General features: G+C 53.7%; 25 protein-coding genes. 14 read left to right on the top strand and 11 right to left on the bottom strand.

Annotated elements, in window-relative coordinates; translation table 11 throughout:
• The 7 genes from mtaB to ACQE3E_RS16810 all read right to left on the bottom strand — a co-directional run bounded on the left by mtaB (window position 1) and on the right by ACQE3E_RS16810 (window position 6357).
• A complete protein-coding gene (gene mtaB, locus ACQE3E_RS16840; RefSeq protein WP_313729662.1) occupies window positions 1-1287 on the bottom strand; it encodes a tRNA (N(6)-L-threonylcarbamoyladenosine(37)-C(2))-methylthiotransferase MtaB in 1287 nt (428 codons plus the stop codon).
• 75 nt (window positions 1288-1362) lie between these two features.
• Window positions 1363-2592 carry a nucleoside recognition domain-containing protein gene (locus tag ACQE3E_RS16835; RefSeq protein WP_313729663.1) on the bottom strand — a complete coding sequence of 410 codons (1230 nt, stop codon included), beginning with the start codon at window positions 2590-2592 and terminating at the stop codon, window positions 1363-1365.
• Between the two features lie 16 nt (window positions 2593-2608).
• Entirely contained in the window at window positions 2609-3976 is a 1368-nt protein-coding gene (purB, locus tag ACQE3E_RS16830) for an adenylosuccinate lyase (RefSeq protein ID WP_313729664.1), read from the bottom strand.
• A 271-nt stretch (window positions 3977-4247) separates the two neighbouring features.
• Window positions 4248-4577: a helix-turn-helix domain-containing protein gene (locus ACQE3E_RS16825; protein ID WP_064025928.1), complete on the bottom strand. Its 330-nt coding sequence runs from the start codon at window positions 4575-4577 to the stop codon at window positions 4248-4250.
• On the bottom strand, window positions 4561-4818 hold the full coding sequence (locus tag ACQE3E_RS16820; protein ID WP_064025930.1) for a type II toxin-antitoxin system RelE family toxin: 258 nt from the start codon (window positions 4816-4818) through the stop codon (window positions 4561-4563). The genes ACQE3E_RS16825 and ACQE3E_RS16820 overlap by 17 nt, the downstream gene beginning before the upstream one ends.
• Entirely contained in the window at window positions 4805-5905 is a 1101-nt protein-coding gene (gene mnmA, locus ACQE3E_RS16815) for a tRNA 2-thiouridine(34) synthase MnmA (RefSeq protein WP_281020989.1), read from the bottom strand. Before mnmA ends, ACQE3E_RS16820 begins: the two co-directional genes overlap by 14 nt.
• Window positions 5902-6357 carry an NUDIX hydrolase gene (locus ACQE3E_RS16810; protein WP_064025934.1) on the bottom strand — a complete coding sequence of 152 codons (456 nt, stop codon included), beginning with the start codon at window positions 6355-6357 and terminating at the stop codon, window positions 5902-5904. The genes mnmA and ACQE3E_RS16810 overlap by 4 nt, the downstream gene beginning before the upstream one ends.
• Before the next feature lie 128 nt (window positions 6358-6485).
• Here ACQE3E_RS16810 and clpS point away from each other — a divergent pair, with 128 nt between their 5' ends.
• The gene (gene clpS / locus ACQE3E_RS16805) at window positions 6486-6809 is read left to right on the top strand and encodes an ATP-dependent Clp protease adapter ClpS (protein ID WP_064025936.1); all 324 of its coding nucleotides are present in this window, start codon (window positions 6486-6488) and stop codon (window positions 6807-6809) included.
• 9 nt (window positions 6810-6818) lie between these two features.
• Window positions 6819-9095: an ATP-dependent Clp protease ATP-binding subunit ClpA gene (clpA, locus tag ACQE3E_RS16800; protein WP_313729665.1), complete on the top strand. Its 2277-nt coding sequence runs from the start codon at window positions 6819-6821 to the stop codon at window positions 9093-9095.
• 28 nt (window positions 9096-9123) lie between these two features.
• Here the strand turns inward: clpA and infA are convergent, their stop codons facing one another.
• On the bottom strand, window positions 9124-9342 hold the full coding sequence (gene infA / locus ACQE3E_RS16795; protein WP_064025941.1) for a translation initiation factor IF-1: 219 nt from the start codon (window positions 9340-9342) through the stop codon (window positions 9124-9126).
• 86 nt (window positions 9343-9428) lie between these two features.
• Window positions 9429-11549: a RelA/SpoT family protein gene (locus tag ACQE3E_RS16790; protein WP_313729666.1), complete on the bottom strand. Its 2121-nt coding sequence runs from the start codon at window positions 11547-11549 to the stop codon at window positions 9429-9431.
• Between the two features lie 178 nt (window positions 11550-11727).
• On the opposite strand from ACQE3E_RS16790, the gene ACQE3E_RS16785 reads away from it, so the two are divergent.
• Entirely contained in the window at window positions 11728-12027 is a 300-nt protein-coding gene (locus ACQE3E_RS16785) for a hypothetical protein (RefSeq protein ID WP_175463788.1), read from the top strand.
• 230 nt (window positions 12028-12257) lie between these two features.
• On the opposite strand, the gene ACQE3E_RS16780 is transcribed toward ACQE3E_RS16785, so the two are convergent.
• The gene (locus ACQE3E_RS16780; RefSeq protein ID WP_083386230.1) at window positions 12258-12617 is read right to left on the bottom strand and encodes a hypothetical protein; all 360 of its coding nucleotides are present in this window, start codon (window positions 12615-12617) and stop codon (window positions 12258-12260) included.
• 337 nt (window positions 12618-12954) lie between these two features.
• Window positions 12955-13425, bottom strand: coding sequence for a hypothetical protein (locus tag ACQE3E_RS16775; RefSeq protein WP_157197808.1), 471 nt, complete (start codon window positions 13423-13425; stop codon window positions 12955-12957).
• Between the two features lie 420 nt (window positions 13426-13845).
• Between ACQE3E_RS16775 and ACQE3E_RS16770 the strand changes: the two genes are divergently transcribed.
• The 11 genes from ACQE3E_RS16770 to ACQE3E_RS16720 all read left to right on the top strand — a co-directional run bounded on the left by ACQE3E_RS16770 (window position 13846) and on the right by ACQE3E_RS16720 (window position 26956).
• Window positions 13846-14787 carry a glycosyltransferase family 2 protein gene (locus ACQE3E_RS16770; protein WP_313729667.1) on the top strand — a complete coding sequence of 314 codons (942 nt, stop codon included), beginning with the start codon at window positions 13846-13848 and terminating at the stop codon, window positions 14785-14787.
• Window positions 14784-15566: a polysaccharide biosynthesis/export family protein gene (locus ACQE3E_RS16765; RefSeq protein WP_427500862.1), complete on the top strand. Its 783-nt coding sequence runs from the start codon at window positions 14784-14786 to the stop codon at window positions 15564-15566. The genes ACQE3E_RS16770 and ACQE3E_RS16765 overlap by 4 nt, the downstream gene beginning before the upstream one ends.
• 282 nt (window positions 15567-15848) lie before the next feature.
• Window positions 15849-16523, top strand: a complete 675-nt coding sequence (locus tag ACQE3E_RS16760; RefSeq protein WP_427500861.1) for a polysaccharide biosynthesis/export family protein — start codon at window positions 15849-15851, stop codon at window positions 16521-16523.
• An 11-nt stretch (window positions 16524-16534) separates the two neighbouring features.
• Window positions 16535-18529, top strand: coding sequence for a GumC family protein (locus ACQE3E_RS16755; RefSeq protein WP_064027088.1), 1995 nt, complete (start codon window positions 16535-16537; stop codon window positions 18527-18529).
• On the top strand, window positions 18529-19731 hold the full coding sequence (locus ACQE3E_RS16750) for a glycosyltransferase (RefSeq protein ID WP_313729668.1): 1203 nt from the start codon (window positions 18529-18531) through the stop codon (window positions 19729-19731). The genes ACQE3E_RS16755 and ACQE3E_RS16750 overlap by 1 nt, the downstream gene beginning before the upstream one ends.
• Window positions 19724-21052, top strand: coding sequence for a cellulase family glycosylhydrolase (locus ACQE3E_RS16745; protein WP_313729669.1), 1329 nt, complete (start codon window positions 19724-19726; stop codon window positions 21050-21052). Before ACQE3E_RS16750 ends, ACQE3E_RS16745 begins: the two co-directional genes overlap by 8 nt.
• 43 nt (window positions 21053-21095) lie before the next feature.
• On the top strand, window positions 21096-22307 hold the full coding sequence (locus tag ACQE3E_RS16740) for a glycosyltransferase family 4 protein (protein WP_313729670.1): 1212 nt from the start codon (window positions 21096-21098) through the stop codon (window positions 22305-22307).
• A complete protein-coding gene (locus ACQE3E_RS16735; protein WP_313729671.1) occupies window positions 22291-23397 on the top strand; it encodes a glycosyltransferase family 4 protein in 1107 nt (368 codons plus the stop codon). Before ACQE3E_RS16740 ends, ACQE3E_RS16735 begins: the two co-directional genes overlap by 17 nt.
• Entirely contained in the window at window positions 23397-24800 is a 1404-nt protein-coding gene (locus tag ACQE3E_RS16730; protein WP_313729672.1) for an O-antigen ligase family protein, read from the top strand. The genes ACQE3E_RS16735 and ACQE3E_RS16730 overlap by 1 nt, the downstream gene beginning before the upstream one ends.
• Window positions 24797-25618: an acyltransferase gene (locus ACQE3E_RS16725; protein WP_281020981.1), complete on the top strand. Its 822-nt coding sequence runs from the start codon at window positions 24797-24799 to the stop codon at window positions 25616-25618. The genes ACQE3E_RS16730 and ACQE3E_RS16725 overlap by 4 nt, the downstream gene beginning before the upstream one ends.
• Window positions 25619-26956 carry a lipid II flippase MurJ gene (locus ACQE3E_RS16720; RefSeq protein WP_313729673.1) on the top strand — a complete coding sequence of 446 codons (1338 nt, stop codon included), beginning with the start codon at window positions 25619-25621 and terminating at the stop codon, window positions 26954-26956. It begins immediately after the preceding gene.
• The last annotated feature ends 18 nt before the right edge of the window (window positions 26957-26974 follow it).

Here is a 26974-nt window from a genome sequence, read left to right as displayed (position 1 = left end):
TCAGTTTATTTCAGTCCGAATAAAATCGGATTCAACTGTAGATAACCGAACTTTTTGAATTTGATTCTCCAACGCCGTATCGGCGTTGACATCGCAAGCTACCCGTAAGTAATTCGGCGTGTAACCGAAATAGCGGATATCGCCGTTGTCTAGTGTTTGCGTTTGACCTTCCCAAAGTACATCCGCCAGAGAGGCGATGTTTTCGATGATGAATTGCTCTTTCAGAATCATTGCCAAATCGTGCAATTGCTTGCTGCGCCGTTTTTTCAGGTCTTGGGCGACCGGGCCTGGGAAATTCGCTGCTGCCGTGCCTTCGCGGGGAGAATAACTAAAGATATGAATATGGCCGAAGCCGAGGCGCTCTATGTAGTCATAGCTTTCCTGCCATTCTTGCTCGGTTTCTCCCGGGAAGCCGACGATGATATCGGTGGTAATATTAAAGTGAGGGATCGTTGTTCTGGCCAGCTCGACAATTTGCCTAAATTCTTCAGTCTTGCAGCGCCGCGCCATGCGTTTCAGAACACTGTCGCTACCGCTTTGCAAGGGCAGGTGCAGGTGCGGCATTAATCTTGGATTTTTGAATAATTCGAAGAAGCCGTCCGGTAATTCCCACGGTTCCAGGGAGCCCATGCGCAGGCGTGGAATCTGGGTTTTGTCCAGGATCTCTGTAATCAATTCGACCAGATTGCAGCCGATGTCGCTGCCGTACCCGCCAAGGTGAACCCCGGTAAGCACGGCCTCCTTGATGCCTTGTTTATGTAAGGCATTGATTTCGTCGACCACTTCTTGAATAAGTCGGCTGCGTTCTTCGCCACGGGCAACCGTAACGATGCAGAAAGTACACCGGTAACGGCAACCATCTTGTACTTTGACAAAGGCGCGTTGCCGGCCACGGCTGAACAAGGACACTTCGCCGGGCTCGGTCGACATCGTCGGCATGCTGTCCAGATTCAATTCGGTCAGGGTTTTTTCGACCAGCTGGTTTTTGTCCTGGTTGCCTACGATTAAGTCCACGCCCATCAATTGCGCGGCTTCTTCCTCATTCAGCGTCGCATAACAGCCGCTAACCACCAGTTTGGCTTGTGGATTGTCGCGGTGAATGCGGCGTATCATTTGCTTGGATTTTTTCACGGCGTCTTGGGTCACCGCGCAGGAATTTATGATTACCAGTTGCGCGTCGCTCAGAGTGCGGGTGATAGCGTGGCCCTTGGCCTGAAAGGCTTGAGCCCAGGTTTCCAGTTCCGCTTCGTTGAGGCGACAACCGAGGGTTTTTAAATGTATCTGCATGAAATATCAAAAAATGTAGGTTGGGTTAGTGAAACGTAATCCAACAAAATCAAATAAATGGCATCGAGCGTCGACCTAACCAAAAAACCAATACGTTACCAAAATCGCGGCAATCATCCCGCCGAGGTCGGCGACGATGCCGCAGGCGGCGGCATGGCGTATCTGCTTGATGTTGACCGCACCGAAATACACCGCCAACACATAAAACGTGGTCTCGGTGCTGCCTTGCACCACCGATGCCAAGCGTCCGGCAAAGGAATCTGCACCATGCGTTTGCATCGTATCTATCATCATCGCTCGCGCGCCGCTGCCGCTGAATGGCTTCATCAAGGCGGTCGGCAGGCCGTCGATGAAGCGATTGTCAATGCCGGCAACATTGATTAACAGTCGGGCACTATCGGTGATTAATTCCAACGCGCCACTGGCCCGGAACACCCCAAAGGCTACCAGCATCGCCACAAGATAGGGGATTATGCTGATCGCGGTTTGAAAACCGTGCTTGGCGCCTTCAACGAACAACTCGTAAGCATTCAACCCCTTGTAAGCTGCTGCGGCGATGAAGGAAATCACTAAGCTGAACAAAATTACATGGCTGACCAGCGCCGACTGTTTCAGCATTTCGGCCTGATCCAATCCTGCGAAATAAGCCAGTATGCCGGCGACCAAGGCGGTAATGCCGCCCAAGTAGGCCAGTACCACCTTGTCCAGCAGATTGATCTTTTGCACGGCGGCCACGGCCAGTAAGCCGGTAAATGTCGACATATAGGTAGCGATCAATATCGGGATGAACACGTCGGTCGGATTGGCGGCGCCGAGTTGGGCCCGGTAGGCGAAGATCGTCACCGGAAACAGCGTCACCGACGAGGTGTTGATCACCAAAAACAATATCTGCGCGTCGCTGGCTTTGTAGGGATGCGGATTCAAACTCTGCATTTCCTGCATGGCCTTGATGCCCATCGGCGTCGCGGCGTTGTCCAAGCCCAGCATGTTGGCGGCGATGTTCATTGCCATCGCGCCGAGTGCCGGATGATCCTTCGGTATCTCCGGCATCAGCCGGTTGAACAGCGGATTCAGCGCTTTGGTCAGCAAGTCGATGAAACCGCTATGCTCGCCGATTTTCATGAGGCCCAGCCACAAGGCCAACACGCCGCTCAGCCCCAGCGAAATCTCGAACGCAGTCTTAGCCAGGCTGAACATCGCATTCATCAACTCGGAAAACACCTGGGTGTCGCCCAGCACCAGCAGTTTGAAGGCGGCGGTGGCGAAGGCGCTCAGGAAGAAGAATATCCAGATGAAGTTCAGCAACAACCTGTCCTAATGATTAGCCGATTTTCTTGGCTAAATCAGCTGCGTAGCCGGTATAGCTGTGCGGCGTCAGCGCCAGTAATTCGGCCTTGGCAGCGGCTGGAATCTCCAGTTTCTCCACGAAAGCGCGCATGCCTTCGCCGGTGACGCGGTTGCCGCGGGTCAGTTCTTTCAGTTTTTCGTAAGGCTTTTCGATGCCGTAGCGGCGCATTACGGTTTGGATCGGCTCAGCCAGCACTTCCCAGTTTTGATCCAGATCTTGATCAATCAATGCTGGATTGATTTCCAGCTTGGAAATGCCTTTCAAGGTGGATTGTATCGCGATACTGGTGTGGGCGATGCCGACGCCGATATTGCGTAACACGGTCGAGTCGGTCAGGTCGCGCTGCCAGCGCGATACCGGCAATTTGTCGGCCAGGAAACCGAAGATCGCATTAGCCAGACCCAAGTTGCCTTCGGAGTTTTCGAAGTCGATAGGGTTGACCTTGTGCGGCATCGTCGAGGAACCGACTTCGCCGGCCACGGTTTTCTGCTTGAAGTAGCCCAGCGAAATATAGCCCCAGACGTCGCGGTCGAAATCCAGCAAGATGGTGTTGAAGCGCGACAGGGCATGGAAGAACTCGGCCATGTAATCGTGCGGTTCAATCTGTATCGTGTAAGGGTTGAAGGTCAAACCCAGCGACTCGACGAAATTTTGTGCAAACGCTGCCCAATCGACATTCGGGTAAGCGACGCTATGTGCGTTGTAATTGCCGACCGCGCCGTTGATCTTGCCCAGAAGTTCGACCTTGGCGAGTTGTTCGCGTTGGCGCTGCATGCGGGCGACGACGTTGGCGAATTCCTTGCCGACCGTGGTGGGTGTCGCCGATTGGCCGTGAGTGCGCGACAGCATCGGTTGATCGGCGCTGTCCAGCGCCAGTTTTTTGATCGCGTCTATGGTCGCATCAATCTCGGCCAGGATCAGGCCGCGACCTTCTTTGAGCATCAAGGCGTAAGACAGGTTGTTGATGTCTTCCGAGGTGCAGGCGAAGTGGATGAATTCGTTGACGGCGTGCAGTTCGGTGTTGTGTTTGATCTTTTCTTTCAGGAAATACTCGACCGCCTTGACGTCATGGTTGGTGGTTTTTTCTATGTCTTTGACCGCTTGGGCGTCGGCTTCGGAGAAATTGCTGACGATGCCGTTCAATACGGCAATGGCATCGGCCGAAAGGGCTGGGACTTCGACGATTTTGGCTTCGGCGGCCAAAGCTTGCAGCCAGCGCACTTCCACTTCGATCCGGTAACGGATCAAGCCGTATTCGCTGAAAATGGGGCGCAAGGCGTCGACTTTGCTGGCATAGCGGCCGTCGATGGGGGAGATGGCGGTGAGGGCGGAATGGGTCATTGCTGGTATATCCTAAAAATAAAGCTTAAAAATTAATTTTACGTATTTGAAATTACTTCATCAAAACGCCACTTCGAAATGCCTTCCAAACCATGCATTAGCAGGTTGTTGAAAAAAGAAACTCGGTGGAAAAAATCTTCCGAAATTCTTCTATTTGTCGCTAAAAGGCATTTGGCTGCAATGAACAATCAAGGACTTACAAAATTTTATTTTGCGGGAAATGCGTTTTTGGGGACAAAATTAGAGCAGATTTTTAAATTTCAACAGCCTGTTAAACAGTCAATTGTGCAACGGTAATCCTTAATGCTGTTGCGACTTTTTTTAATATATTTCTGCGAGGTTTATCTTGGTTTTCAATATCAATATATTCGGCTTCTGAGATACCTAAGTCCGTGGCTAGCTCGGCTGTCGATAAATGCAAATATTCCCGCCAAGCTTTAATGGGGGTAATGTCTTGTTTAATAACGGCGCCAACGACTTCATTAGGAATAGTGGCATTGTTGGCCGCGTGTTCTTTCAGATAGTCGGCATAGGGAATCACCACAAAAGCCGGGTTGCCGTCGATGCCGTTGATAATTTGTACGTTAGTAAGTGCGCTCATCACGTTTTTTCACCTCTTCAATCGAAACAACCTTGACGATGCCGTCAAATTCAAAGAATACCCGATAGCCGCCGATACGCAAGCGATAGCTGTAGGCGTGTTTGGTCAGCTTTTTTACTTGGGAGCAATCGGGGAAGTCTTTCAAAACTTGAGTGGAATCGTAGATATGCTCGCGCAATACTTTATCGGTTATTTTTCGTAGTTGCTTGACCACTTTAGGCTGCCATTCAATTCGATTCATTGTACTTCGATTCAATAATCCCGCCGCCCAAACAAACCTCGCCCTGATAAAACACCACCGATTGCCCTGGCGTAATCGCCCGTTGTTGTTCGTCGAAGCGGACTTTGACGCGGCGGCCGCCATCTATCGGTTCGACGACACAATCTTGGTCGGGCTGACGGTAACGGGTCTTGGCGGCGCAACGCAGGGTTTCGGTCAAGGGTTTGATGCCGCACCAGTCGAGTTGGCCGGCTTCCAATATGCTGTGCAGCATCAAAGGGTGATCGTGGCCCTGGCCGACGATCAGCACATTGTTGATCAGGTCTTTTTCCAACACGAACCACGGCTCGTCCGGTGCGTCCTTGACCCCGCCTATGCCTAAGCCTTGTCGCTGGCCCAGCGTGTAATACATCAAGCCGTGATGCTTGCCTATATATTTACCTTCCGGAGTGCGCATTTCGCCGGGCTGGTGGGGCAAATAGCGTTCCAGGAATTCCCTGAATTTACGTTCGCCGATGAAGCAGATACCGGTGCTGTCTTTCTTACGGCTGTTGGCGAAGCCTGCTTTATCGGCCATCGCCCGGATTTCTGGTTTGTGCAGGTGGCCGATCGGGAACAGGGTTTGTGACAAAGCTTTCTGGCCCATTGCGTACAGGAAATAGCTTTGTTCCTTGTTGGGATCCAGGCCTTTTAATAATTGGAATTCGCCGTCTTGTTCGCGAACGCGGGCGTAATGGCCGGTGGCAATATATTCGGCACCCAGGTCTTCGATTGCGTAATCCAAAAACGCTTTGAATTTGACGTGTTTATTACAAAGAATGTCGGGATTGGGTGTGCGACCGGCTTTAAACTCCGACAAAAACACTTCGAAGACTTGGTCCCAGTATTCGGCGGCGAAGTTTACAGTCTTAAGTTCTATGCCTAGTGTGTCGCAAACCTGCTGTGCGTCGGCCAGATCTTCCATTGCGGTGCAATATTCGGTGCCGTCGTCTTCCTCCCAATTTTTCATGAACAAGCCCGTGACTTTGTGGCCTTGTTCTTGCAGCGCTAAAGCGGTAACGGAAGAATCGACGCCGCCGGACATGCCGACGATGATGTGTTTGTTCATGGGAAATCGAGAAATGATTGCAACAGGGTCAACGGGTGCCGGGTGCCTTTAAGGTATTCGTCCACGGTTTGCAGTACCAGCGGGCTGCGCAGTTGCTGTTGTCGAGCGTAAATGTCGTTGCGGCTGAGCCAGTGAGTCGCGATAATGCCGTCGTCCAGCGTTTGGTCCATGTCGTGATTGTTAACGCTACCGCTGAAGCAGAAGCGCACGAAGCTCGGTGTTTCGGGGGCTCGCCGCCAGAGTTGCACGGCGATGACGGCTTCAGGCTCGAAGCACCAGGCAGTCTCTTCCTTGACTTCTCGTTTGACGGCGTCGATCAGGTCTTCGCCGTTTTCCAGATGTCCGGCTGGTTGATTGAACGCAAGCCCGCGTGTTGTTGTCTCTTCCACCAGAAGAAAACGCTCGTCTCGCTCGATAACCGCGGCAACGGTAACGTGTGGTTTCCAGACCATCCTGTTGACATTTGACGATAAAAGGCCGGCATTTTACTCGAAATGTTTTTTAACTGCGCAAAGATTGAAATTTGCTTTTGAAGACGCTATTTTTAGAAACATACGTAATACTTGTAGCACCAGAGCTTATGTCCGAATTTGAACCCTTTAGAGATAACGACGCTAACACGGCGCTACAGGAAGCCAAGCCGCGGTTGAAGCGGCCGCCCCTATACAAGGTGATTTTGTTGAACGATGATTTTACGCCGATGGATTTCGTCGTTGAAATATTGACCCATTTTTTCAACATGACCGAAGAGAAGGCGACGCAGGTCATGTTACAAGTTCATACCCAAGGTGTCGGGGTTTGCGGAACCTACACTAAAGACGTAGCCGAGACTAAAGTACATATTGTCAACGAATATTCCCGAGAGCATCATCATCCGCTGATGTGCACAATGGAAGAGGCGTAAGAGGTAGTCATGTTAAGTAAAGAACTTGAAGTAACTTTGAACTCCGCGTTTACCGTGGCGCATGCCAAGCGGCACGAATTCATCACAGTCGAGCATTTGCTGTTGGCTTTGCTGGACAACGTGACAACGATACCGATACTGATTGCCTGTGGCTGTAATGTGAATGCCCTGCGGGCTGAGTTGACTCGCTTTATCGACGAAACGATTTCGTTGATACCGGAAGGCGTTCAGCGAGAAACACAGCCAACTTTGGGATTTCAACGGGTGCTTCAACGGGCGGTTTTCCACGTTCAGGCGTCCGATAAAAAAGAAGTCACAGGCGCGAATTTATTTGTCGCGTTGTTTAGTGAGCAGGACTCGCATGCGGTGTATCTTCTGAATAAGCAGGACATTACCCGTTTGGATGTCGTCAATTATTTGGCTCACGGCGTTTCGAAGATCGAGCAGTATAAAAAGGAAAATACTGAGGAGCCGGAAGCCGAGCGTGGCAGTTCTGAAGCCATGGGAAGTCCGTTAGAAAAATATGCAACCAATCTCAATGATGAGGCGCTAAAAGGCAATATTGATCCGCTGATCGGTAGGGAGTTGGAAGTCGAGCGCACAATACAGGTGCTATGCCGTCGCCGGAAGAACAACCCGCTACTGGTTGGCGAGGCCGGTGTTGGGAAAACGGCGATTGCCGAAGGGCTCGCGAAACGTATCGTAGAGGAAAGCGTTCCCGATATTCTACTGAACAGCGTTATTTATTCATTAGACATGGGTGCTTTGGTCGCCGGTACCAAATACCGGGGGGATTTCGAAAAGCGCCTAAAATCCCTGATCAATCAGTTAAAAAAGGAACCCGATTCGATTTTGTTCATCGACGAAATACATACGATTATTGGGGCCGGATCGGCCTCCGGTGGCGTGATGGATGCATCAAATCTGATCAAGCCGGTGCTGGCCTCCGGTCAGTTGCGCTGCATCGGGTCGACTACCTATCAGGAATACCGAGGTATCTTCGAGAAGGACCACGCGCTAGCCCGACGTTTTCAAAAAATCGATGTCGTTGAACCTTCTATTGAAGATACGGTGCTGATTTTGAAAGGCTTGAAGTCGCGCTTCGAGGAACATCATGGCCTGAAATACACCCAGGAAGCATTGCGAGTCGCCGTTGAACTGTCGGCGAGGTATATTACAGATCGACACCTGCCAGACAAGGCGATCGATGTGATTGACGAAGCGGGTGCCAGGCAGCGGTTGTTCACTGGCGAGGGGCGCAAGGATACGATAGACATCCCGGAAATTGAGGAAATCGTTTCTAAAATCGCTAGAGTACCGGCCCAGTCGGTGTCGTCCAGCGACATAGAAAAACTAGCCAATCTAGAGAAAAACTTGAAGATGTTGGTCTTTGGCCAAGACGAAGCGATTTGCGAGTTGGCAACCGCGATTAAATTGTCCCGTGCTGGATTACGCGATACCAGTAAAACCATTGGCTCCTTCCTGTTCGCCGGGCCCACTGGTGTTGGTAAAACCGAGGTAACTCGACAGTTGGCCAAGGTATTGGGTATAGAGTTGATTCGTTTCGATATGTCTGAATACATGGAGCGGCATACCGTATCGAGGCTGATTGGCGCGCCTCCCGGTTATGTTGGATATGATCAGGGTGGTTTGTTGACCGAAGCCGTTACCAAGCATCCCCATGCTGTGTTGTTGCTGGACGAGTTAGAAAAGGCGCACCCGGATGTCTTTAATTTGTTGCTGCAAGTGATGGATCACGGTACGTTGACCGATAATAACGGGCGTAAGGCAGATTTTCGTAACATCATAATGATTATGACCACGAATGCAGGTGCGGAGGAAGGTAGTCGGGCTTCTATCGGATTTACTCAGCAGGATCACGCTTCCGACAGCATGAAGGTGATCGAGCGCGGTTTCTCGCCGGAGTTTCGAAATCGGTTGGACGCAATTGTACAATTCAAGTCGCTGGATATGACTGTGGTTGGCAGTGTGGTCGATAAGTTCATTTTCGAGCTAGAAGCTGTTCTGGCGGATAAGAACGTCACCCTGACGCTCGAGCCTACCGCGCGAGCCTGGCTGGCGGAACGTGGCTACGATGAAAAAATGGGAGCCAGACCCATGGCCAGATTGATACAGGAAAAAATCAAGAAACCACTTGCCGAGGATTTGTTATTTGGTCGCTTAGCCAACGGTGGGCATGTGCGTATCTATGTTGAGAATGAAGCTTTGGCGTTTGCGATTGAGGGCAAACAGATGATGGTTTCGGAGTTGAATCAGGTGTTATAAAGACAGAGCAATCGCTGACCCTAACGGGTTAGCGATTGCGGAACGTGATGCGCCCCTTAGTCAGGTCGTACGGAGTCATCTCAACACGAACTTTATCGCCGGTTAGGATCCGAATATAGTGCTTGCGCATCTTGCCGGAAATGTGTGCGGTAACGATGTGTCCGTTTTCCAGCTCGACTCGAAACATCGTATTCGGTAGAGTATCGATGACCTTACCTTCCATTTCGATTTGATCTTCTTTCGCCATAGTAAAAGCCCTTAAATTAAAACGCCTATGTTAGCACGGTGAGAGGTGCTGTGGCTAACGATAAGACGTTTAAGGGTTTCAGTACTTCAAACCTTGCGTTTGACTTCGACAATGTTGGGCAGATGACTGATTCGAGCCAATATAGAACTCAGTTGCGCGGTATTTTCGATCTGAATCGACATTTGCAGAATTGCCGACAAATCATCGTGAGTCTTCAACGATGCGTTACTGATGTGGGCTTTCGAAGCAGTCAATATTTGCGAAACGTCACCCAGCAAATTTGGCGCGTTATAAGCGTGAATCAGGATTGGCACGTTATGGCGAACCTTGTGGTGACCACTCCAATCCGCTTTAATCACATGCAATTGTTGTTCCGGCGTCAAGTGGCGAATGTTTTCGCAATCGCTTCGATGAACCGTGATTCCGCGTTTATGGGAAATATAGCCGACGATTTCATCGCCTTTCACTGGCGAGCAGCATTGGGCCAGCGTGGTGACGACATTGTCGATGTCTTCAATGATCACCGCAGCTTGTGGAGCACTTTGGGCTGATGCAAGCTTTATCGGCATTGGTTCCAACTCAGGAATTTTCAATGCGCCGGCCAATTGCCTGTTGTTGATATCGCCGCGCCCGAGTGCTTCGTATAGATGCTCGGTGTCCTGCATCTTGAAGTGCTTAATCAATTCGTCGATATCGATCGTTTTAATGCCCAGTCGTTTGCTTTCCTTTTCCAGAGTCTGTTTTCCAGATGCGATATTCGCCGCTTGTTGTTGGTATCTGAACCAACTCTTCACCTTGCTGATTGCCCTCGGCGTTTTCAGATAGCCAAGGTTGGGATTTAGCCAATTGTGGTTAGGGTTGCCGTTTTTGACTGTGATGATTTCGACCTGTTCGCCGGATTGTAACTTATAGGTCAGCGGTTTGATTTGACCGTTGATCTTGGCGCCACGACAGCCGTGACCCACTTCGGTATGAATCGCATAAGCAAAATCCAGTGGTGTCGCGCCCTTTATCAAGTCAATCAATTTACCGGCTGGCGTTAAAACAAACACTCGGTCGGAAAACAATTCCGTATGAAAAGTTTCCAGGAGATTGCCGTTGTCTTTGTCTTCCAGCAACTGACGAAGTGATGCAATGTTCTTCTCGGTGGCTGCGTTAAATTTGCTGCCTTCCTTGTAACGCCAATGCGCGGCAACCCCTAGTTCGGCGAATTCGTGCATGGCTTGGGTACGGATTTGAATTTCGATCCGATTGCCGGCTTCGTCCAAAACCACGGTATGTAGTGATTGATAGCCGTTTTCTTTTGGGTTGGCGATGTAATCGTCAAACTCCTTGGGAATGTGGCGCCAGTGGCTGTGTGCCACACCCAGTACGGTATAACAGCTGGGTAAAGTGTCCACGATGACGCGGACCGCCAGCAAATCGTAAAGATCGTCGACGGCCAACTGCTTGCGGCGCATTTTGTGCCAGATACTGTAGATATGTTTTGGTCGCCCGTAAATTTTTGCGGCGATTCCCTCCCGGTCCAATGTCTGGCGCAACATTGCCAGAAACGCTTCGATGCAGGCCTCGCGTTCCTCGCGCTTGCTCGCGAGAGATTCGGTAATTGCACGATATTGTTCCGGTTCCAAATAACGAAATGCCAGATCTTCGAGCTCCCACTTGAATTGGCTAATGCCTAAACGATTGGCGAGTGGTGCGTAGATGTCCAGGGATTCCCGCGAGATGAAATGGCGGATTTCCGTTTGTTCGCGGAATAAGTTGCGCAGGCGTTGAATGCGATAGGCCAGCTTGATTAATACCGCCCTGACGTCGTGGGTCATTGCCAACAGCATGCGGCGCAGCGTTTCGGTCTGATTCGGCTCGTTCGCCATGTCCGGGCTGTATATGCTGACGTTATTCAGCCAATGCACGTCTTTAACCAAGTCTGCAACGACGTCGCCGAAGCGTCGGCGCAACTTGGTATCACTCAATAGGCCGGTAAGGCGAGAATCGCTGAGAACCGCCGCCAGAATGGTTTCAAGATCGATATGTACTGAAGTCAGAATCGCCGCGACATCGATACCTTTCGGGCGTGGAGGCAAGGCGTCAGCGGGAGTTGCCATGCCCAATTCGTCGACCAGGTTGAGTGCGTCGGCAATACGGAGGCGATCATCGCCTGTAAAATCAGGGAACAGAGATAGCGCCAGCTCTGTGTGTTCGCTCATATTCAATTGGAAAAGGATTTATGAAGTCGAATCAGCCCGGAACCCTAGTGCCGAAAGCTATCGTTCAGCGAGTGGGCGGAGGCGGCGGCGATCCAGGTGGCGGGGGTGGAATATTGACGGCCCGCGTGATGGGAGGTTGGCCGAAGTTGTCACGGAATTCGCCAGAGACTGGGACTCTATGTCCTTTGGCATACATGCATTGGATATAGGCCATATCATAGTAATGTTGTGTTGCGTATATCGATTGTTCGGCGGTCGTGCTTCCAACTATGCTCCCGACTGCCAAGCCCGTCCCGGCACCTATCGCCGCGCCGCCGCCTCCAGCTATCGCCGCGCCGGCCGCCGCGCCCACGGCCGTACCGATCGCGGCACTGGCTGCGCCGCTTTCGGTTGCGGCTTGAGTTGCCGTGGTCCCACCGATTTGAATGTAAGCGTATTGGCGACAATCTGCATCATCGTCGCGGAACTGTTCGAATGATAGGCTGGTGCCTGGTAGAGCCATTACACTCGGAATCGTAGGTAGGTTGACACAACCGCTAAAGGTAAGCATCACGAGTATCGGGCAAATCTTAGCCATGGTCTGCAAATTCGATTCGGGATGACGGTTTTCGTTATTTCGCATATGGGCCGCAAGTTGACCGGTGCTGTTTCTGCCGTCCTGCTTGCAGGCTAGTATGTGTTGTGGGGAACGGTACATTGCGGTCGTCCTCAGCGAGGTGGTGTCGGTTCCACCTGTTGCCAGCCTCCGGGGCATTCCTTGATATAAGGATAATAGCCTTCCGGGTTGTGGCAATAGTACCAGTAACCTGCCGGATACTGGGGCGCATAGGGTTGTGAGCGCTCGATATATACGGGTGGTGTCTGTGGGACAGAGATAATTGCTGGTGGATAATAGTAAGGGTCGGGGTAACGGTAATAGGGGAAGGGGTACACGGGGCCGCCAAAGTAAAACCCAAAACTGGAATGGCCGTGCGGATGCCAGCCGCCTCTGCCATGAGTCCAGCCGATTTGATGAAAGGCAAAGCCGACGACAACGAACGACAGCGTCAGTAAGGTTCGAAATTTCATCAATTGCACCTGTTAAATGTAGGAGGACGCTCGGCTGGGGTGGGTCTTTAGCGTTGCCGCCAATGCCCGGCGCGGCCTTGCCAACGCGGCCCCGCAGGTTCCCGGCGATGGGGTTGCCACTCGAAACCAGCTCGTGGGGCTTGTCAATATTCGGGGCGCCAAATATACCCGGTACCAACCCAATCCCAATAGCCGTTTATCCAAAAGTGGTCAAAACCCGGTGCAAGTCCTGCCGCCTCGACTCTGGTGGGAGGCGGGGCTAGTGGCGCCGCGGATGAGGGATAGGCACTTTCCATCTCCCAAATACCGGTAAGGATTTCGGTTAGCGGCAACTCACTCAATCCTTAATTTTTTCTGTGATTTCACCGTTATCGGTACCAGCAACGTGCCAGAGAGTTCCGCCGACATCGACATGAATTTCGTATTCCTCGCCGATGCCGTTAGGATTGACGATGAGTTCGGCCTTTTTAATCTGGCCTCCCGGAAATTGCTCGGTCAGTGCCTTTTTCAACTCAGGCGGGAGGCCTTCGCTGGGCGCCTCTAATGCCATCTTATTCGTGAACAGGGCGCCATTGTTACGAAACAGCTCCATTTTAGTGTCGCCTTCCGCAGTTTTATAGCTGATGGCAAGCAATTGGTTTTTGAAATGGATTTCATTGCCGGTGGCTTTTAATTCCTCGGCTTGTGGGTGCCGTTTCAGAACATTGGTCCGGACCTTGTCTGGTACGGTTATGGTTTCCGTTGCGGAAGTGTTGGTGATCCACATTGTTAGCGCGGCAACGATGAGGGGTGCTACAAGTTGGTGCATGTGTGCTCCTGTGGTGATTGTTTGTGTCCGGACATTTTAAATGCCAATCGTTTAATACGCGACTTTTGACGGTCAGACATCTCGCGCCGCATTGCGTTCCTCCTGTCTACGATATTCACTTCAAGCGCTCGGTAACCCGTGGTTTTGGAAGCAGTGCAGCCGGGATTGTTCGTTCAAGCCTGGAGAACTTTTATAGGTGGCTTTGTTTTTGCTAAAGAAATTACCAAGGCGGTATTGTGTGATTCAGTTAAATAACATAGTTAAAAGTCGCGGCTTCGTTTGAATACCTAGTTAGACTGTTAACTCGTGTTCAGGGTGAGGCTGGCGGGAGATGCCGGCATTAGAGCAATTTCGGGCTCAATTTAAGGCCGCCTAACACCGTCGAAACCTTATGTTACCTAAGACCGTAGGAGTTAGCAGATGAATACTGATTTGGTACAAACTGCAGTCATCGTTCCCGTTTGGAATGCCAGTCAGCACTTGGATCGGCTGTTGCCGGCGCTGGCGAATCAGTCGTTACAACCCGATGAATGGTTGGTTATAGATAGCCACTCGACGGACGACACCGTTCAACGTTTTGTGGCGGCGGGAGCCAGGGTTGAAACGATTCCGCCGGGAACATTTAATCATGGCGGGACTCGGCGTTGGGCCAGCCAGCAGGTGTCCGCCGACATACTGATCTTTATGACGCAGGACGCGATCTTGGCCGATACGGAAAGTTTGCGTAAGTTGCGCGATGCGGTGTTGTTGGATGTCAATGTCGGCGTGGCATACGGGCGGCAGTTGCCGCGCCCGGAAGCCGATATTCACGAAGCGCACGCCCGTTATTTTAACTACCCCTCGCGGAGCCGAACCAAGGTACTTTCCGATTCCGCCAGCTTAGGTCTCAAGACTTGTTTCAGCTCCGACTCGTTCGCGGCGTACAGACGCACGGCCCTTGAGGCGGTCGGCGGATTTCCGATCGACGTGATCGGTAGCGAAGACGCCTATGTTGCCGCTAAAATGCTGCTGGCGGGCTGGAGCGTCCGTTATGAAGCCGACGCTCTCGTTGTTCATTCGCACAGTTATTCTCTTTGGCAAGAATTTCGGCGTTATTTCGATATCGGCGTGTTTTACGGGCAGGAAGACTGGATTGAACGCCAATTCGGCAGAGCACGCGGGGAAGGGCGGCGTTTTGTCATTTCAGAAGTTAAGCACATCATTCAGTTGGGACAAACTTGGCGAATACCCGAATGCATTTTGCGTTCCGCGCTAAAATTGTTGGGGTATCGGCTAGGTTGGATACACAAGGCCTTGCCGCTGGCCCTTAAGCGGCGCATCAGCATGTTTCCTCGTTATTGGGAGTCTCTGGATCTATCATGACTTTTGAAAACCGCTACGGACGGGTACGGCGGCATTTTCCGGTTCTTGCATATCTTCTAACTCTGGGATTGGTTGCTTGCGGTTCGCCTGCTAAAGTCGGTTTACCTGATGAGGAAGCAATGGCGGAACGGGATTTGCGAAGGATCGATCTTAGTGAATTGCCGGTTCCGGTTACCAGGATCGTAAGCGGGGACACCCTACGTGTCCTCAGGCAGTCTCCAACGCCGATTTCAAAAAGCGAACCAACGATGTTCCTCGTGCGTCCGGACGGTAAGTTTGCTTATCCGAATGTGGGTTTAGTCCAAGCGGTGGGCCGAACCCCCGAGCAGGTTGCCAACGAAATTACCGAAAAACTAAGCGGAATTTATCGTTATCCATTGGTGGCGGTCAACATTGCTAACGGGTCGGGCAATCGGGTGTTTGTCGGTGGGGCCGTCGCCAAACCCACCAATATTGACGTCAGCGCGCCCACGAGTTTGGAACAAGCAATACTGGACGCCGGCGGATTGCAAGCGGCGGCGGATGGTGAACACGTCGCATTGCTCAGGATAGGCGAGGACAATCTTTACCAAGTTTACTTTATTGACTACGCTCGGTTGCTGGACGACCCCTCCAGGCAACGGCGTTTATTGTTGCAGCGCGGCGACGTCGTGTTCGCACCGAAATCCGATTTGGGCAACGCGATAGAAGTGGTGGATTTGTATTTCAGACAATTGATTCCGTTTAGCAAGTCCGTCGGCCTCGGGCTGAGTTACTTCAGTTACGGCTACATCCAATAGGCCGCGAATTTTAAAATGAGCACAATTCACGGAAACCGATACCGTTCCATCCAAATCGCCTGGTTGGACGCCAGCCGACCGACCTTAGCCGGCATTGGCGGATCGAGGCGGCGGACTTCGATCTGTGTGGGCGAGAAGGCATTCGAGCAGTTGTTGATCCCACTATTTCCGAAAACCTTACTCCTTGCGCTTTGCCTAAGCGGTATGGGTTTGACTGCTTGTAGTTCACCCAGCCAAATACCACTGCCCGAAGAAATAGCTTTGGATGCCATGGAATTGCAAGTGGCTGATATCAGAGATTTACCCGAATCGGAAACCCACGTCATGGCCGGAGACGTGTTGCAAATCGTCCGCGACATCGCACCAAAGGTCGAGCCTGAAGAAAATACCCGCTTCCAAGTCCGCCCGGACGGTGGATTTTCCTATCTGGACGCCGGTACCATAGTAGCCGTTGGCCGTACTCCGGAACAAATTGCCGACGATATTTCCAGCAGGCTTGCCAAAATTTATCGTTATCCCAAGGTTACCGTGAACATCATGAGCGCGCCGGGAAACCGGGTACAAGTCGGTGGGGCGGTGCAGAATTCGGTATCGATCGACATTACGACGCCAACCAGCCTCGACCAAGCCATTGTCGGTGCCGGCGGACTACTTTCTACGGCCGATGCTAGTCACGTCGCATTGTTGCGGCTCGACGCAACGAATCGATACAAAGCGTACTTTACCGATTTCGGTCAGCTTTTGGAAATTCAGGCCCAGCGTCGTCCGTTGATGTTAAAACGCGGCGACATTGTGTTCGTGCCCAAATCCGCGTTGGGCAATGCCATCGAAGTCGTGGATTTGTACATGAATCAGTTACTGCCCTTCACCAAATCCATCGGGTTGGGCGCCAGCTACAGTTGGACGCCGGCCAACAACAACACGACAAACGCCGTTAACAATTCCAATGGAAATTAATTTCTGACGCCATGATTGAGATCCGCTCATTTAGAGACATCGCACGGCTATTTTTCATTTTTTACAACGAATTTCGGCTGGCTGTCGTCGTTACGGTTAGCGTGGCCGTTCTCGGCGCGTTTTTATTGCCGTCCCGATTCGAGTCCGAAGCGCGGTTATTGGTCAAGCCGGGCCGTGAAACCAGTATTTTACCGATCGAGTTTGGAGACCGGCAAACCTTGGTGGCGCCCAGCACGCAGCGCGATCCGGTGGTCGACGAAGAAAAAATGCTGACCGGCCGGCCCATCATACGTAAGGTCGCGGAATATTATTTGACCCAGATGGAAGGTCAAGCGCCACAGGGATTCTGGAAAACCCTCAAGCATCATATGAAGGAAGCCGCCGGTTGGGTATTGGACAAACTGCGAAGTGGCTTGGTCTCGGTGGGTTTGTCCGAAGACCAAACGCCAGTCGATCGATTGGTCGGAAAATTGGAGAAAGCCTTCGAGGTCACTCACGCCGCCGGTTCGAACGTGATGGAAGTGGGTTTTACCTGGGACGACCCTTACATAGCCCAGCAGGTGGTTTCCAAGTGGATTGAGTTTTATCAAGAAGAGCGCGCGCGAGCGCTCGGGGACAAGAGTCTTTACGAATTTTACGAATCCGAGAGCCGGAAATTGGCAAGACAGATCGCCGAAGATAAAAATACGTTGGCGACATTGCTGATGAGCATCGACGGTATCAGCTCCAAGGAAAAGTTGGAAGCCATTAGTAACCGCTTAAACAAGTTGAATGCCGAACGGTCTGAAGCCATCGCGGAACAATCCGGCCTGCAAAAAGGCGTAACCAGCGCCAATCAATTGGCGATGGGCTTGCCTAAGGAAGTCACCACTCTGCGGGAATTGAGTTTGAACCCGGTTCGTCAGGATTTGTTGATCAAACTGAATCAAATGCAGGTTGATCGGGTAGAGGCGCTGAAAGTTTATAAGTCTGACGCTCCGCAAATCAACGATCTGGATGCGGCCATCGATTCGCTGAAGGCTCAAATCGATTTGGAAAACCATTCCATCCAGAATATGGAAAATCGCGCGCCCAACGAGTTGTTTACGACATTGCAACGGAATTCCTTGCAAAGCAGTACGCGGGTCCACGAGCTTGCCGCGCGGATTGCCGCATACGACAACGAACTGGCCGAACTGAAAGGCGACTACCAACGCATCTTGACCATGGAACCGGAAATTTCCCGATTGGAACGCACCTTGGCAGAGGCCGAAAAGAGCCATGCCTTGTATTTAAGCAGTCTGGAAAAAGCCCGAATCGACCGAGAATTGGATAAAAGCCGGATCAGCAACATAGCGGTCATTGAGGAGGCTACGTTTAGTCCGGCCAGAGTGTTTCCCAAAAGTTTGACGATACTGCTGGCGGCGTTTCCGGCCGGTATCGCGGTTGGTTTTCTGGTGATTTATCTGAGCTATCTGCTCGACCAGCGCATCCATGACGGCAGTTCGATCGAAACCGCGTTCGGCGTACCGACTTGGTGCTCGATACCGGATCAGCGTGCGGAAGATAGCCAAACCGCGATTTTCGACGCCGCCATTTACCGCTTTTATAGTTTGCTACCCAGGGACAGACTTGCGAACGAAGGATTGACGATAGGCATAGCCTCGGCTAGGCATGGCGAAGGCGTCAGTTTTATCGCCCATGCGTTTCTGCAGGTATTGGCTGACCGCAAAATCGGCGCCCGAATCGCCGTAAACGAATCGGATGTCGCGAAACCCGGCGAAGTCGTGTTGATTGAAGCATCGGCCCTGTCCAGCAACAGAGCGGCATTTCTGATGCTTAGGAATGCCAATTTGATTCTGCTGGTCGTTCAAGCTGGCCAATCAACGGTGCCCGTCATCGAAAATGCGTTGTCGATCCTGAGAACCGCGTTCCAAAAGGTGGACGGCGTGATCGTCAATCGTCGCAGTTATGAGGTTCCGGCCAGCTTATTGGCTCGGTTCGAAAATTTGAAGCGAGCAATCTGATGCGCATAGCTCTGATTTCGCCATTGCCTCCCGAGCAAACCGGCATTGCCGATTACGCGGCCGCGTTCAAAAATGCGCTTGAAGGGCAGGGCGTCACTGTCGACGTGCCTTTTTCCGGGATGGCTATCGCAGGTACGCCGGAAAGCGTGGCCCGGTACATGGCGGCAATCGATTGGGCGGTTTATGACGTGGTGCATGCTGAGTTGGGCGGAGGACGGATACGAGAGTTTCTGGCATTGGAATGGCTAGCCGCGCATGCTCCGACGGTGGCGTTAACCGCCACCGTGCACGATCCCGAGCGCTTAATCTGGAAGCCCGCCAGTTTGCCGGGGCCGTTGGCGATGGCGGCCCGACTACCGCGCGCCGTTTATCAAGCCTTGGTATTGCTAGCCGATCCGTTGACGTTAGCGAGGGAGCGGCGCTTGGCGCGGCGTTTGTCGGGAATTGTCACCTTGACCGAAACTGGAGCGCGTTGTTTGGAGCAGCGGATGAAGCTCGCCAGCGGCGCGGTGACGACGATAGCGCACGGCAACTTTACGATCGACGAGCAAGCTCCACCGATAGCGCCACCGGACGGGCCGTTAAAGCTGTTGTATTTCGGTTTTATTTATAAAGGCAAAGGGATCGAGGACTTGATCGATGCGATTGCCTTACTGTTTCGGCAACGACCGGAAGCCCAGCAGAAATTGAGTTTGACCTTGGCTGGCGGAACCGCGCCAGACATCGCATTCGGCGACGATAATTCCTACATTGCCGGGCTGCAACGCCAATTGACGGAAGCGGGCTTGGCGGAAAGCCATGTTCATTGGCAGTTGGATGTGCCGGCTGCCGAGATTCCCCATATCATCCAGGCGCATCATGTGTTGGTGCTGCCTTATAAGGAGTCGAAAAAACTCGCCTTTTTGGGGCGCATGTTGGGCACCAGCGGCGCTTTGTCCTGGGCCAACGCTTGCGGTCGGGGGGTGATCAGCTCCGATGCCCGCGCATTCGTCGAAGAAGTTTCCCATGGCAACGGTGCCGTGTTTCCGCAAGGCGACAGTGTGGCGTTGGCGACCGAATTGGTCAAATTATTGGATCAGCCGGAAACGATTGGCGCGTGGAGCCGCTCGGCGACGGCAATGGGCCAAGCTCGGGCTTGGCCGCGGATCGCGTCTGCCTTCAGCGCGATGTTTAAATCAGTTTCGGGGAAAAGTCATGATTAGCAAATTTTGGCGTTTAATCGGCTTGGTCTTCTTGTTTGCGGGAATGGCGTTTAACCAGCCAAGGGCCGCGGACCTGTATTTGATTCCGCCCAAGCCATTAGTCTGGAAGGATTTCCTGGGTGTTAATGCCCACCTGCTATGGTTCAATGAGGCGCAATACAGCCAACAGTTGAGTCAACTGAAGGCGCTCGGGCTGGAATGGGTCAGGATCGATGTACATTGGGATCGCCTGGAGCCGGAAGAGAAAAAATTTGTGTGGGAACCCTTGGACGGCGTTGCCGATGCGTTGCAACAACAGCAGGTTAAATCGGTTGTTTATCTGGTTGGTTCGGCACCGTTCGCCAGTAGCTCTATTTTACCGTTCGGGCAGTCCGATCAGTATCCGCCCAAGGATGTCAATGTCTTTGCGGATCGGATGGTGACCCTGGCCAAACGGTATCCTGTAGTCAATGCCTGGCAAGTCTGGAACGAGCCGAATTTGCCGGCGTTCTGGCAACCCTTGGCCAGTCCGGACGACTACGGCAAATTGTTCAACGCATCTTACCAGGCTCTGCGCGGCGGCGCTGCGGACAAGACGGTGGTGATGGCCGGCATGGCGTATTACAGTCAAATGCCGTTGCGCAGCGGTTTGATGTTGGAAGAGTTGGCTCAGAAGATCGGTTCGCCGTGGCGAGGATCGATAGTCGCTTATCACCCTTACAGTTTGTCCCCGGAAGGGGACGACCCGAGCGTTGCGGATTTTGTCGTCCGCACCAAAACTCTGAATGCCCGTTTACGCGCTACCAGCCCGCTTGGGATTTGGGCCACCGAATGGGGATGGTCAAGCTATGACGGTCCTAAGGAAGAGCAGGACTTGATCGGCGTGGATGGCCAAGCCGACTATCTATTGCGGCGTTTGGCGTTGATCAGCGCCGTCGATTTCGATCGAGTATTTTTGTTTGCGCTGTCCGACCTGGACGAGCGCGCCAGTTACCGGGATCGCTATTATGGTCTACTGGACCTGAACGGCAATCCCAAGCCGGCCTATACCGCATTAGCCAAATTTCTGGCCATTACCGGACCGCGTCTTAATCCGGGGACCATGCCGAAAGTCAGCAGTTTGCCCAAGGACTTGGCAACGTTCAGCGTCAGTTGGATGAAACCGGACGGCACGCAGTTGTTGATGTTTTGGGCGAAGAATGCCGGCACGATGGAGTTGGCGAATATCCAGTCGGCGATCTTGCATCAACCGCTCAAGCAGACCTCGAAAGCATTAACCGTGAATGGCGGCAAAGTGTCCGTGCCGGTAGCCCAGCAGTTACAAATTTTGGAGTGGCGCTAATCGCTGCGACCTTTAGTCCATGATCGCCTCAGCAAATTCAACGATGCCAGCACTGAAAATATTGTGGACCTTACCGTATCTGCCGTGGCCGACCACCAGCGGCGGGAAGGTGCGCCAGTACCATTTACTGCGTAGCCTGAGTGAGCGCGGCCATCGGATTACCTTGTTGGTGCAAAGCAAGGAGACCTTGTCGGAATCGGCTCGGGAGCAGTTGGAATCGGTCGTCGAAAGATTGATCGTGTTGCCCAGGCGACCGTTGAAGCATCCCTACTCGCTGGCGGCCGCCGCATTCGCTCCTTATCCGTTGCTAACCAGCGTTAACGGACTGGCACCGGCATTGGAGCATCAGTTCTCGCAATTGCTGAAAGAGCCTTGGGATGTCGTCCAGATTGAACACAGTTACGCACTGCAACCCTATTTGCACTCCTTGCGGGATCGTCGGCAAGATTTCGTATTGACCGAGCACAACGTCGAGTCCTCGCTCGGTGCGGCAACCTATCAGCATTTGCCCAAATGGATTTGGCCTTTCGTGGTTTACGATCAATGGCGCTACCGGCGTTGGGAGAAGTCGGCATTGAAGTCGCCGGCCCGTTTGATCGCGGTCACCGAGAGTGATGCCGCCGAGTTGGGTAGAATTGCCGGGCGCGACGTGGACGTGGTGATTAACGGCGTCGATACTCGAGGGTTCGCTAGCGTCGTCCCGGATTTGACTAGCCAGCGTATCTTATTTGTCGGCAATTTCGAGTATCCGCCTAACCGCGATGCGGTGGAATGGTGTCTGAATGACATCATGCCCAAGGTTTGGGCGCGCATGCCGGAGGCGAAGCTTGCGGTCTGCGGTTACGCGATGCCCGAGAAATGGGCTGGACAATGGCCGGACCCCCGCGTGGAATGGTGCGGTTTCGTTAACGATTTGACCTTGGAGCAAGGGCGCTCGGCGGTGTTTCTGGCCGCGTTGCGCGAAGGCGGCGGGTCCAAACTCAAGGTGCTGGAGGCGCTGGCGGCGGGTTTGCCGTTGGTCAGTACCAGCCAGGGTGTGTCCGGATTGAGCTTGCAAGCCGATGTGGAGTATGCGCGCGGCGACGATGCCGACGGTCTCGCGACAGCCTTGATCGACAGTTTGCGCGATCCGGATCGGGCCGGCGACATGGGGAAGGCAGGGCGGCTTTATGCCGCTAATCATCATGACTGGCGAGTTGCCGCCGATCAATTGGAATCCGTTTACCGGAAAATGACCGATGCGCGTAGGAATTGATTATCGTCCGGTGGTGGCGGCTCCGTATTCCGGCATCGCCAGACAGGTGTTGGCCTTGGAGCAAGCCTTGATCGACGGCGGAGCCGAAGTCTTCCGCTTTAGTCCGGCTCCGGCCGACCACCCGTTGCGGCAACGGTTGCTGTGTCCCGATGAGCCTAGCCCAGCCGAAGGTTTGCACCGGCCGCGAGAGCGCCTCAAGTTCGAATGGGCATTCTTACCGAAAGCTGTCGAAGCTCAGTGTTTAGATTTGTATGTCGCGACCGCGAACACCGGCTTGCCGGTCAAACGCGTGGCGGGGACCCTCTACGCGTTACTGTTGCACGACGTGTTTCAATTGACGATGCAAAACTATCATGCGAGCCGCGTTAGAGCGCTGGTTTACCGGTGGATAGACCGTGTAGGGATTGCTCATTCAGTGCGACTGGCCGATGTAATCTGGTCGCCTTCCGCTTTTACCGCCGGCGAAGTTGCGAGATTGTTTCCCAAACAGGCGCGGCGTATTTCCGTATTGCCGAATGCCGTGCCGGCATCGGCGAATGCCGCCGATGCCCCGCCGGATGGTGTGCCCGATCGGTATTGGCTGGTGGTTGGGACGCGCGAGCCGCGAAAAAACATCCCTTGGTTCATCGAAAATTGGCGGCTGGCTAGGAGTAGCGATGCGGTAATCCCGGAATTGGTGTTGGTCGGTCATCCCCAGGATATACCGGCCGACCAGCGCGATTTGCCTGGTTTGATGATTATAAGCGGTTTGAGCGATAGCCAATTGGGGGCGCTTTATGCGCACGCCGATCGCCTTTGGCAGCCGTCGCTGGCGGAGGGTTTCGGCTTGCCTGTCGTCGAAGCATTGGGCCATGGCACGCCGGTGGCTGTCGCGATCGGTTCCGCGCTGGATGAAGTGGCGCCGCCGTCCGCGCCGAGGTTTTCGCCGTTGGACGGCGAGGCCCTGCAAATTATGATGCGGGGTTTGGCCGGCGACGCGCCTAGTCGCGACACCGATAGCGCGAGGCAATGGGCGGCCCGCTACGCCATGCCCGAATACACCCGGCGGGTTTGGGCCTTGGTTGACGACCTGATCAACGCCAACCACTGATGGCCGTACAGGGCAAATTCCTGGCCGTCGCGTTGGGCTTGCTGTTTGGTGGCTTGCTGACGCTGTTGGATCCGGCGAAAACCGTTTTGGCGTTGGTGGCGCTGGCGATGACGATTGCCGTCATGCGTCGTCCGCTGCTGGGCCTGTTGCTGTTTGCGTTCTTCGCCACCTTGATTCCTTATACGACGGTTCAGTTGGGAATACGGATCACGGTGTCCGAAGCCTTGCTGGCGCTGACTTGGCTCGGCGTTTTCTGGCAATTGACGATACGCCGCTGCCGCTGGGTAGTCGGCAGCACCGAGCGGCAGCTGATTTGGCTGATGCTGTTTACGACGATTCCGTTCGCGGTCGGGCAACTGACCATCCAGGCCGAGGGTAGCGGACTGGTCAACTGGATACGTTGGCTGATGAACGTTTCGACGTTGTTGTTGGTGCCGATGTTGATCGACGACGATCGCAAGCGCGACAAACTGTTGGTGGCCTTGCTGCTGGGGACGCTGGCGATGCTGACATTGTCGATTTTTTATTTTTTGAAGGATCGCAACGCCAATACTTTCATTCCGGTGTTGGAAAAACTCAAATACGCACATCCCGAGGCGGTCAAGGACATTTTCTCGGCCAATTTCAGCCGGATGGCTTCGCCTTGGGTGCATCCGAATCTGACCGGTGGCGTACTGGTGTTATTTTTGCCGTTGGCCTATTTCTATGCCCGTTTTCAAAACGGTTGGCGTAGCCTGCTGGGTTGGACGGTGGCGCTGATGGGCGCGGCCGGTTTGTTGTTCAGCATGTCCCGAGGTGCCATTGTCAGTCTGGCGCTAGTCTTGTTGTGGCTGACTTGGCTGCGAGTGCCGGGCGCCGGGCGAATTATCGGCACTGCGACGGTATTGGTCGTCGGCTTGGTGTTGTTTTATCCGCCGCTGCAAGAGCGTTTGTCGACCACCTTTTCGTCCACCAACGCCAGCACCGAAATTCGGATGGACGAGTACCGGCGTTTTCCGGATGCGATGGCCCGCTATCCGTTGGGCATCGGCTTCAAAACCGATCCGCCGCCGCCGAATACCGGTTTACTCGGCATTTCCAATCTGTGGCTCAATTTTATTTATAAAACCGGCATTCCCGGCATGTTGCTGTTTATCGCGGTAACGGTGGCCTGGTGGCGAGAGATCAAACCCCGCGGTTGGCTGAATCTGTTGAACCGCGAACGGGCGGTTTGGATCGGCAGCAGCGCGGGCTTGCTGTCGGCCTTGCTGACCGGTCTGTTCGATCACTATTACAGTTTTACGATGGTTTTAGTCGCTCTGTTCTGGATGATCATGGCCCTCGGCCTGCATTCGGCGCGGCGCTTGGCGATTGAGGGCGATCCTTTGTTATTTACCGGGCAAAACAGGAGAGATACGCAATGAAACACCGCATTTACCATTCCAACGCCGTTCGCGATCGTCTGGTGGACTACGCCGAAAAACTGGCGGTCGACGCCGGCGAGTTACTCGTGGCCTATGAGTGGATGTTGGCTAACGACGTTGCTTTCGAGGAAGGCGACGCTGACCGTCCGCGGGTGTCGATTTGCTCGGTCAACATTGAAATGCGGATCGAGCAACCGCTGGCGCGGCGGTTTTACGCCTTATTGCGCGATGAAATTCCGACCACCTTCGTGCCGGCCTACGGCATCAATTGGCCGACGTTAAAGGACCGTTGGCTGCGGGCCTGGGAGCAGTGGTACAACATTTTGATCAACAAGATTCCCAGTCACCATCTACGCATCGCTTGGCTGAGGCTGGGGGGCGCCAAGATCGGTAAGGGATCGTCGATTTGGCGGAATACCGAAATTATCGGCGTCGAAAACTTGGTGATCGGCGACGATACCTGCATTGCTTGGCATTGCCAGATCGATGCCCGCGCCGGTTTGATCATTGGTAATCACGTTGCGGTGGCTTCGCACGCCAAGATCATTGCCGGCACCCACGATTTGGAAGCACCGGAATTTTGGTCGGTATCGGCGCCGATTTACATCGAAGACTACGTCTGGATCGCTACCGGAGCTTTGGTTGGGCACGGTGCCAAGATCGGCAAGGGCGCGGTCGTGACCGCCAACACCGTGGTCAGCAAGGAAATCGCACCGTATAAGATCGTCGGCGGTATGGGGGCCAAACCGATGGGCGAACGGCCTCACGATCTCACCTATAAGGTCGGCGGCAAGGGGCTGTTCTGCCTGTTCTACTAAATGCTGGGATCCACGCTGTTATTGACGCTGGCCACGCTGGCCGGCCTGGTTGCCGGCTTCGGTCGGGAGTGGCTATTGATCGCCGATTGGGGCGCGGGCGCCAAGACCGATGCCTTTCTGGTGGCGATGTTTTTGCCGGAGGCGATTCGGGTCATGCTCGCCGGCGGCCTATTGTCGGCGGCAATGTTGCCGTTGTGGCAACGCGCGGATACTCAGATTCAGCCGCGTTGGTTGAGCGGCCAAATCGCCCATTGGCTGGCGGCCGGCCTTGGCCTGGCGCTGGCGATCGCGGCGGCCGCTCCGCTATTGATCGGCTGGATCGGTCCCGGTTTGGCGGCGGCGGACCGCGAACGCGGCACCGAGGTTTTAATCTGGCTGGCTTTCACGATTCCCGGTTTTCTGACGCAGGCGGTGTTGACGGTGCCGCTGCAAGCCGCCGGCCGTTTTCTACTGTCGGGCTTGGGTTCTCTGTTGTTCAATTTGCCGCCGGTGGTGTACTTGGGGTGGGCCGGTAAACAGGCCGATGAAATTTGGTTGGCGCAGAGTTTTCTGGTCGGCAGTGCGCTGATGGCGCTGGTATTGTTTCCCTCCGCCTGGGGATTCGGCTGGCGGCCTTGGTTGGCAGGCGCGAAAGGCGAGTTTGCTCAGGTTTGGCGCCAGCTTTGGCCCTTGTTGCTCAGTAGCGGCGCCAGCCAAGGTTTGGCGTTGTTAGAGCGGCTGACTGCGTCCTTGCTCGGCGAAGGCTCGGTGACGCTGGTCAATCTGGCGCGTAAATTGGTCAATATTCCGCTGATTGCGTTAATGGGTTTGAACCAAGTGCTGCTCGGCAAAATGAGCGGCGAAGGTGAACAGAGCCGTTTACGTCTGATGCAGCGAGGCTTGTCGATTTGCACCCGGCTGACCTTGTTGCCGGTGGCCGGACTGATGTTGATCTCGCCGCTATTGGTAGCCAAATTATTGCCGGCCGGCTTGAGTCAAGGGCCGTTGCCGTTATTGCTGGCCTTGTTTGCGCTGTCCATTGTATTCGGCAGTTGGAACGCCTTGCTGGCCCGCTATTTTTACGCGGGCGCCGATACCCGCACGCCGTTGTTGTGCGAATTGTCGGGCAGCGGCGTGCAAGCGGTGTTATTGCTGGCCTTGCCCGCTTACCTCGGCATTTGGGGGCTGCCCGCCGCGGTCATGGGCGGGGTGTTCAGTACCGGCGTGTTGCTGGCCGGCAAGGTTTCCAACGGACTGTGGCGGCGACTCGCCAAGCTCAGCCTACTGGCCTTGCTGGTGTGCGGTGCTTGTCTGTTCACGCTGTTTCAGCTCTATCCGGCGCTGGCCGCCACACTGTAGCGTTTCCCATGGCTTCGG

This window comes from Methylomonas sp. MED-D (genome assembly GCF_050276835.1).
Lineage (GTDB): Bacteria > Pseudomonadota > Gammaproteobacteria > Methylococcales > Methylomonadaceae > Methylomonas > Methylomonas koyamae_A.
This window is presented reverse-complemented; position numbering and strand designations above follow the sequence as displayed.

Bases quoted from the DNA above. Each gene is read 5' to 3' on its own strand.
- mtaB (WP_313729662.1), bottom strand. From the start codon at position 1,287: ATGCAGATACATTTAAAAACCCTCGGTTGTCGCCTCAACGAAGCGGAA.
- purB (WP_313729664.1), bottom strand. From the start codon at position 3,976: ATGACCCATTCCGCCCTCACCGCCATCTCCCCCATCGACGGCCGCTAT.
- ACQE3E_RS16825 (WP_064025928.1), bottom strand. From the start codon at position 4,577: ATGAGCGCACTTACTAACGTACAAATTATCAACGGCATCGACGGCAAC.
- ACQE3E_RS16820 (WP_064025930.1), bottom strand. From the start codon at position 4,818: ATGAATCGAATTGAATGGCAGCCTAAAGTGGTCAAGCAACTACGAAAA.
- mnmA (WP_281020989.1), bottom strand. From the start codon at position 5,905: ATGAACAAACACATCATCGTCGGCATGTCCGGCGGCGTCGATTCTTCC.
- ACQE3E_RS16810 (WP_064025934.1), bottom strand. From the start codon at position 6,357: ATGGTCTGGAAACCACACGTTACCGTTGCCGCGGTTATCGAGCGAGAC.
- clpS (WP_064025936.1), top strand. From the start codon at position 6,486: ATGTCCGAATTTGAACCCTTTAGAGATAACGACGCTAACACGGCGCTA.
- clpA (WP_313729665.1), top strand. From the start codon at position 6,819: ATGTTAAGTAAAGAACTTGAAGTAACTTTGAACTCCGCGTTTACCGTG.
- infA (WP_064025941.1), bottom strand. From the start codon at position 9,342: ATGGCGAAAGAAGATCAAATCGAAATGGAAGGTAAGGTCATCGATACT.
- ACQE3E_RS16790 (WP_313729666.1), bottom strand. From the start codon at position 11,549: ATGAGCGAACACACAGAGCTGGCGCTATCTCTGTTCCCTGATTTTACA.
- ACQE3E_RS16785 (WP_175463788.1), top strand. From the start codon at position 11,728: ATGTCCTTTGGCATACATGCATTGGATATAGGCCATATCATAGTAATG.
- ACQE3E_RS16780 (WP_083386230.1), bottom strand. From the start codon at position 12,617: ATGAAATTTCGAACCTTACTGACGCTGTCGTTCGTTGTCGTCGGCTTT.
- ACQE3E_RS16775 (WP_157197808.1), bottom strand. From the start codon at position 13,425: ATGCACCAACTTGTAGCACCCCTCATCGTTGCCGCGCTAACAATGTGG.
- ACQE3E_RS16770 (WP_313729667.1), top strand. From the start codon at position 13,846: ATGAATACTGATTTGGTACAAACTGCAGTCATCGTTCCCGTTTGGAAT.
- ACQE3E_RS16765 (WP_427500862.1), top strand. From the start codon at position 14,784: ATGACTTTTGAAAACCGCTACGGACGGGTACGGCGGCATTTTCCGGTT.
- ACQE3E_RS16755 (WP_064027088.1), top strand. From the start codon at position 16,535: ATGATTGAGATCCGCTCATTTAGAGACATCGCACGGCTATTTTTCATT.
- ACQE3E_RS16750 (WP_313729668.1), top strand. From the start codon at position 18,529: ATGCGCATAGCTCTGATTTCGCCATTGCCTCCCGAGCAAACCGGCATT.
- ACQE3E_RS16745 (WP_313729669.1), top strand. From the start codon at position 19,724: ATGATTAGCAAATTTTGGCGTTTAATCGGCTTGGTCTTCTTGTTTGCG.
- ACQE3E_RS16740 (WP_313729670.1), top strand. From the start codon at position 21,096: ATGCCAGCACTGAAAATATTGTGGACCTTACCGTATCTGCCGTGGCCG.
- ACQE3E_RS16735 (WP_313729671.1), top strand. From the start codon at position 22,291: ATGCGCGTAGGAATTGATTATCGTCCGGTGGTGGCGGCTCCGTATTCC.
- ACQE3E_RS16730 (WP_313729672.1), top strand. From the start codon at position 23,397: ATGGCCGTACAGGGCAAATTCCTGGCCGTCGCGTTGGGCTTGCTGTTT.
- ACQE3E_RS16725 (WP_281020981.1), top strand. From the start codon at position 24,797: ATGAAACACCGCATTTACCATTCCAACGCCGTTCGCGATCGTCTGGTG.
- ACQE3E_RS16720 (WP_313729673.1), top strand. From the start codon at position 25,619: ATGCTGGGATCCACGCTGTTATTGACGCTGGCCACGCTGGCCGGCCTG.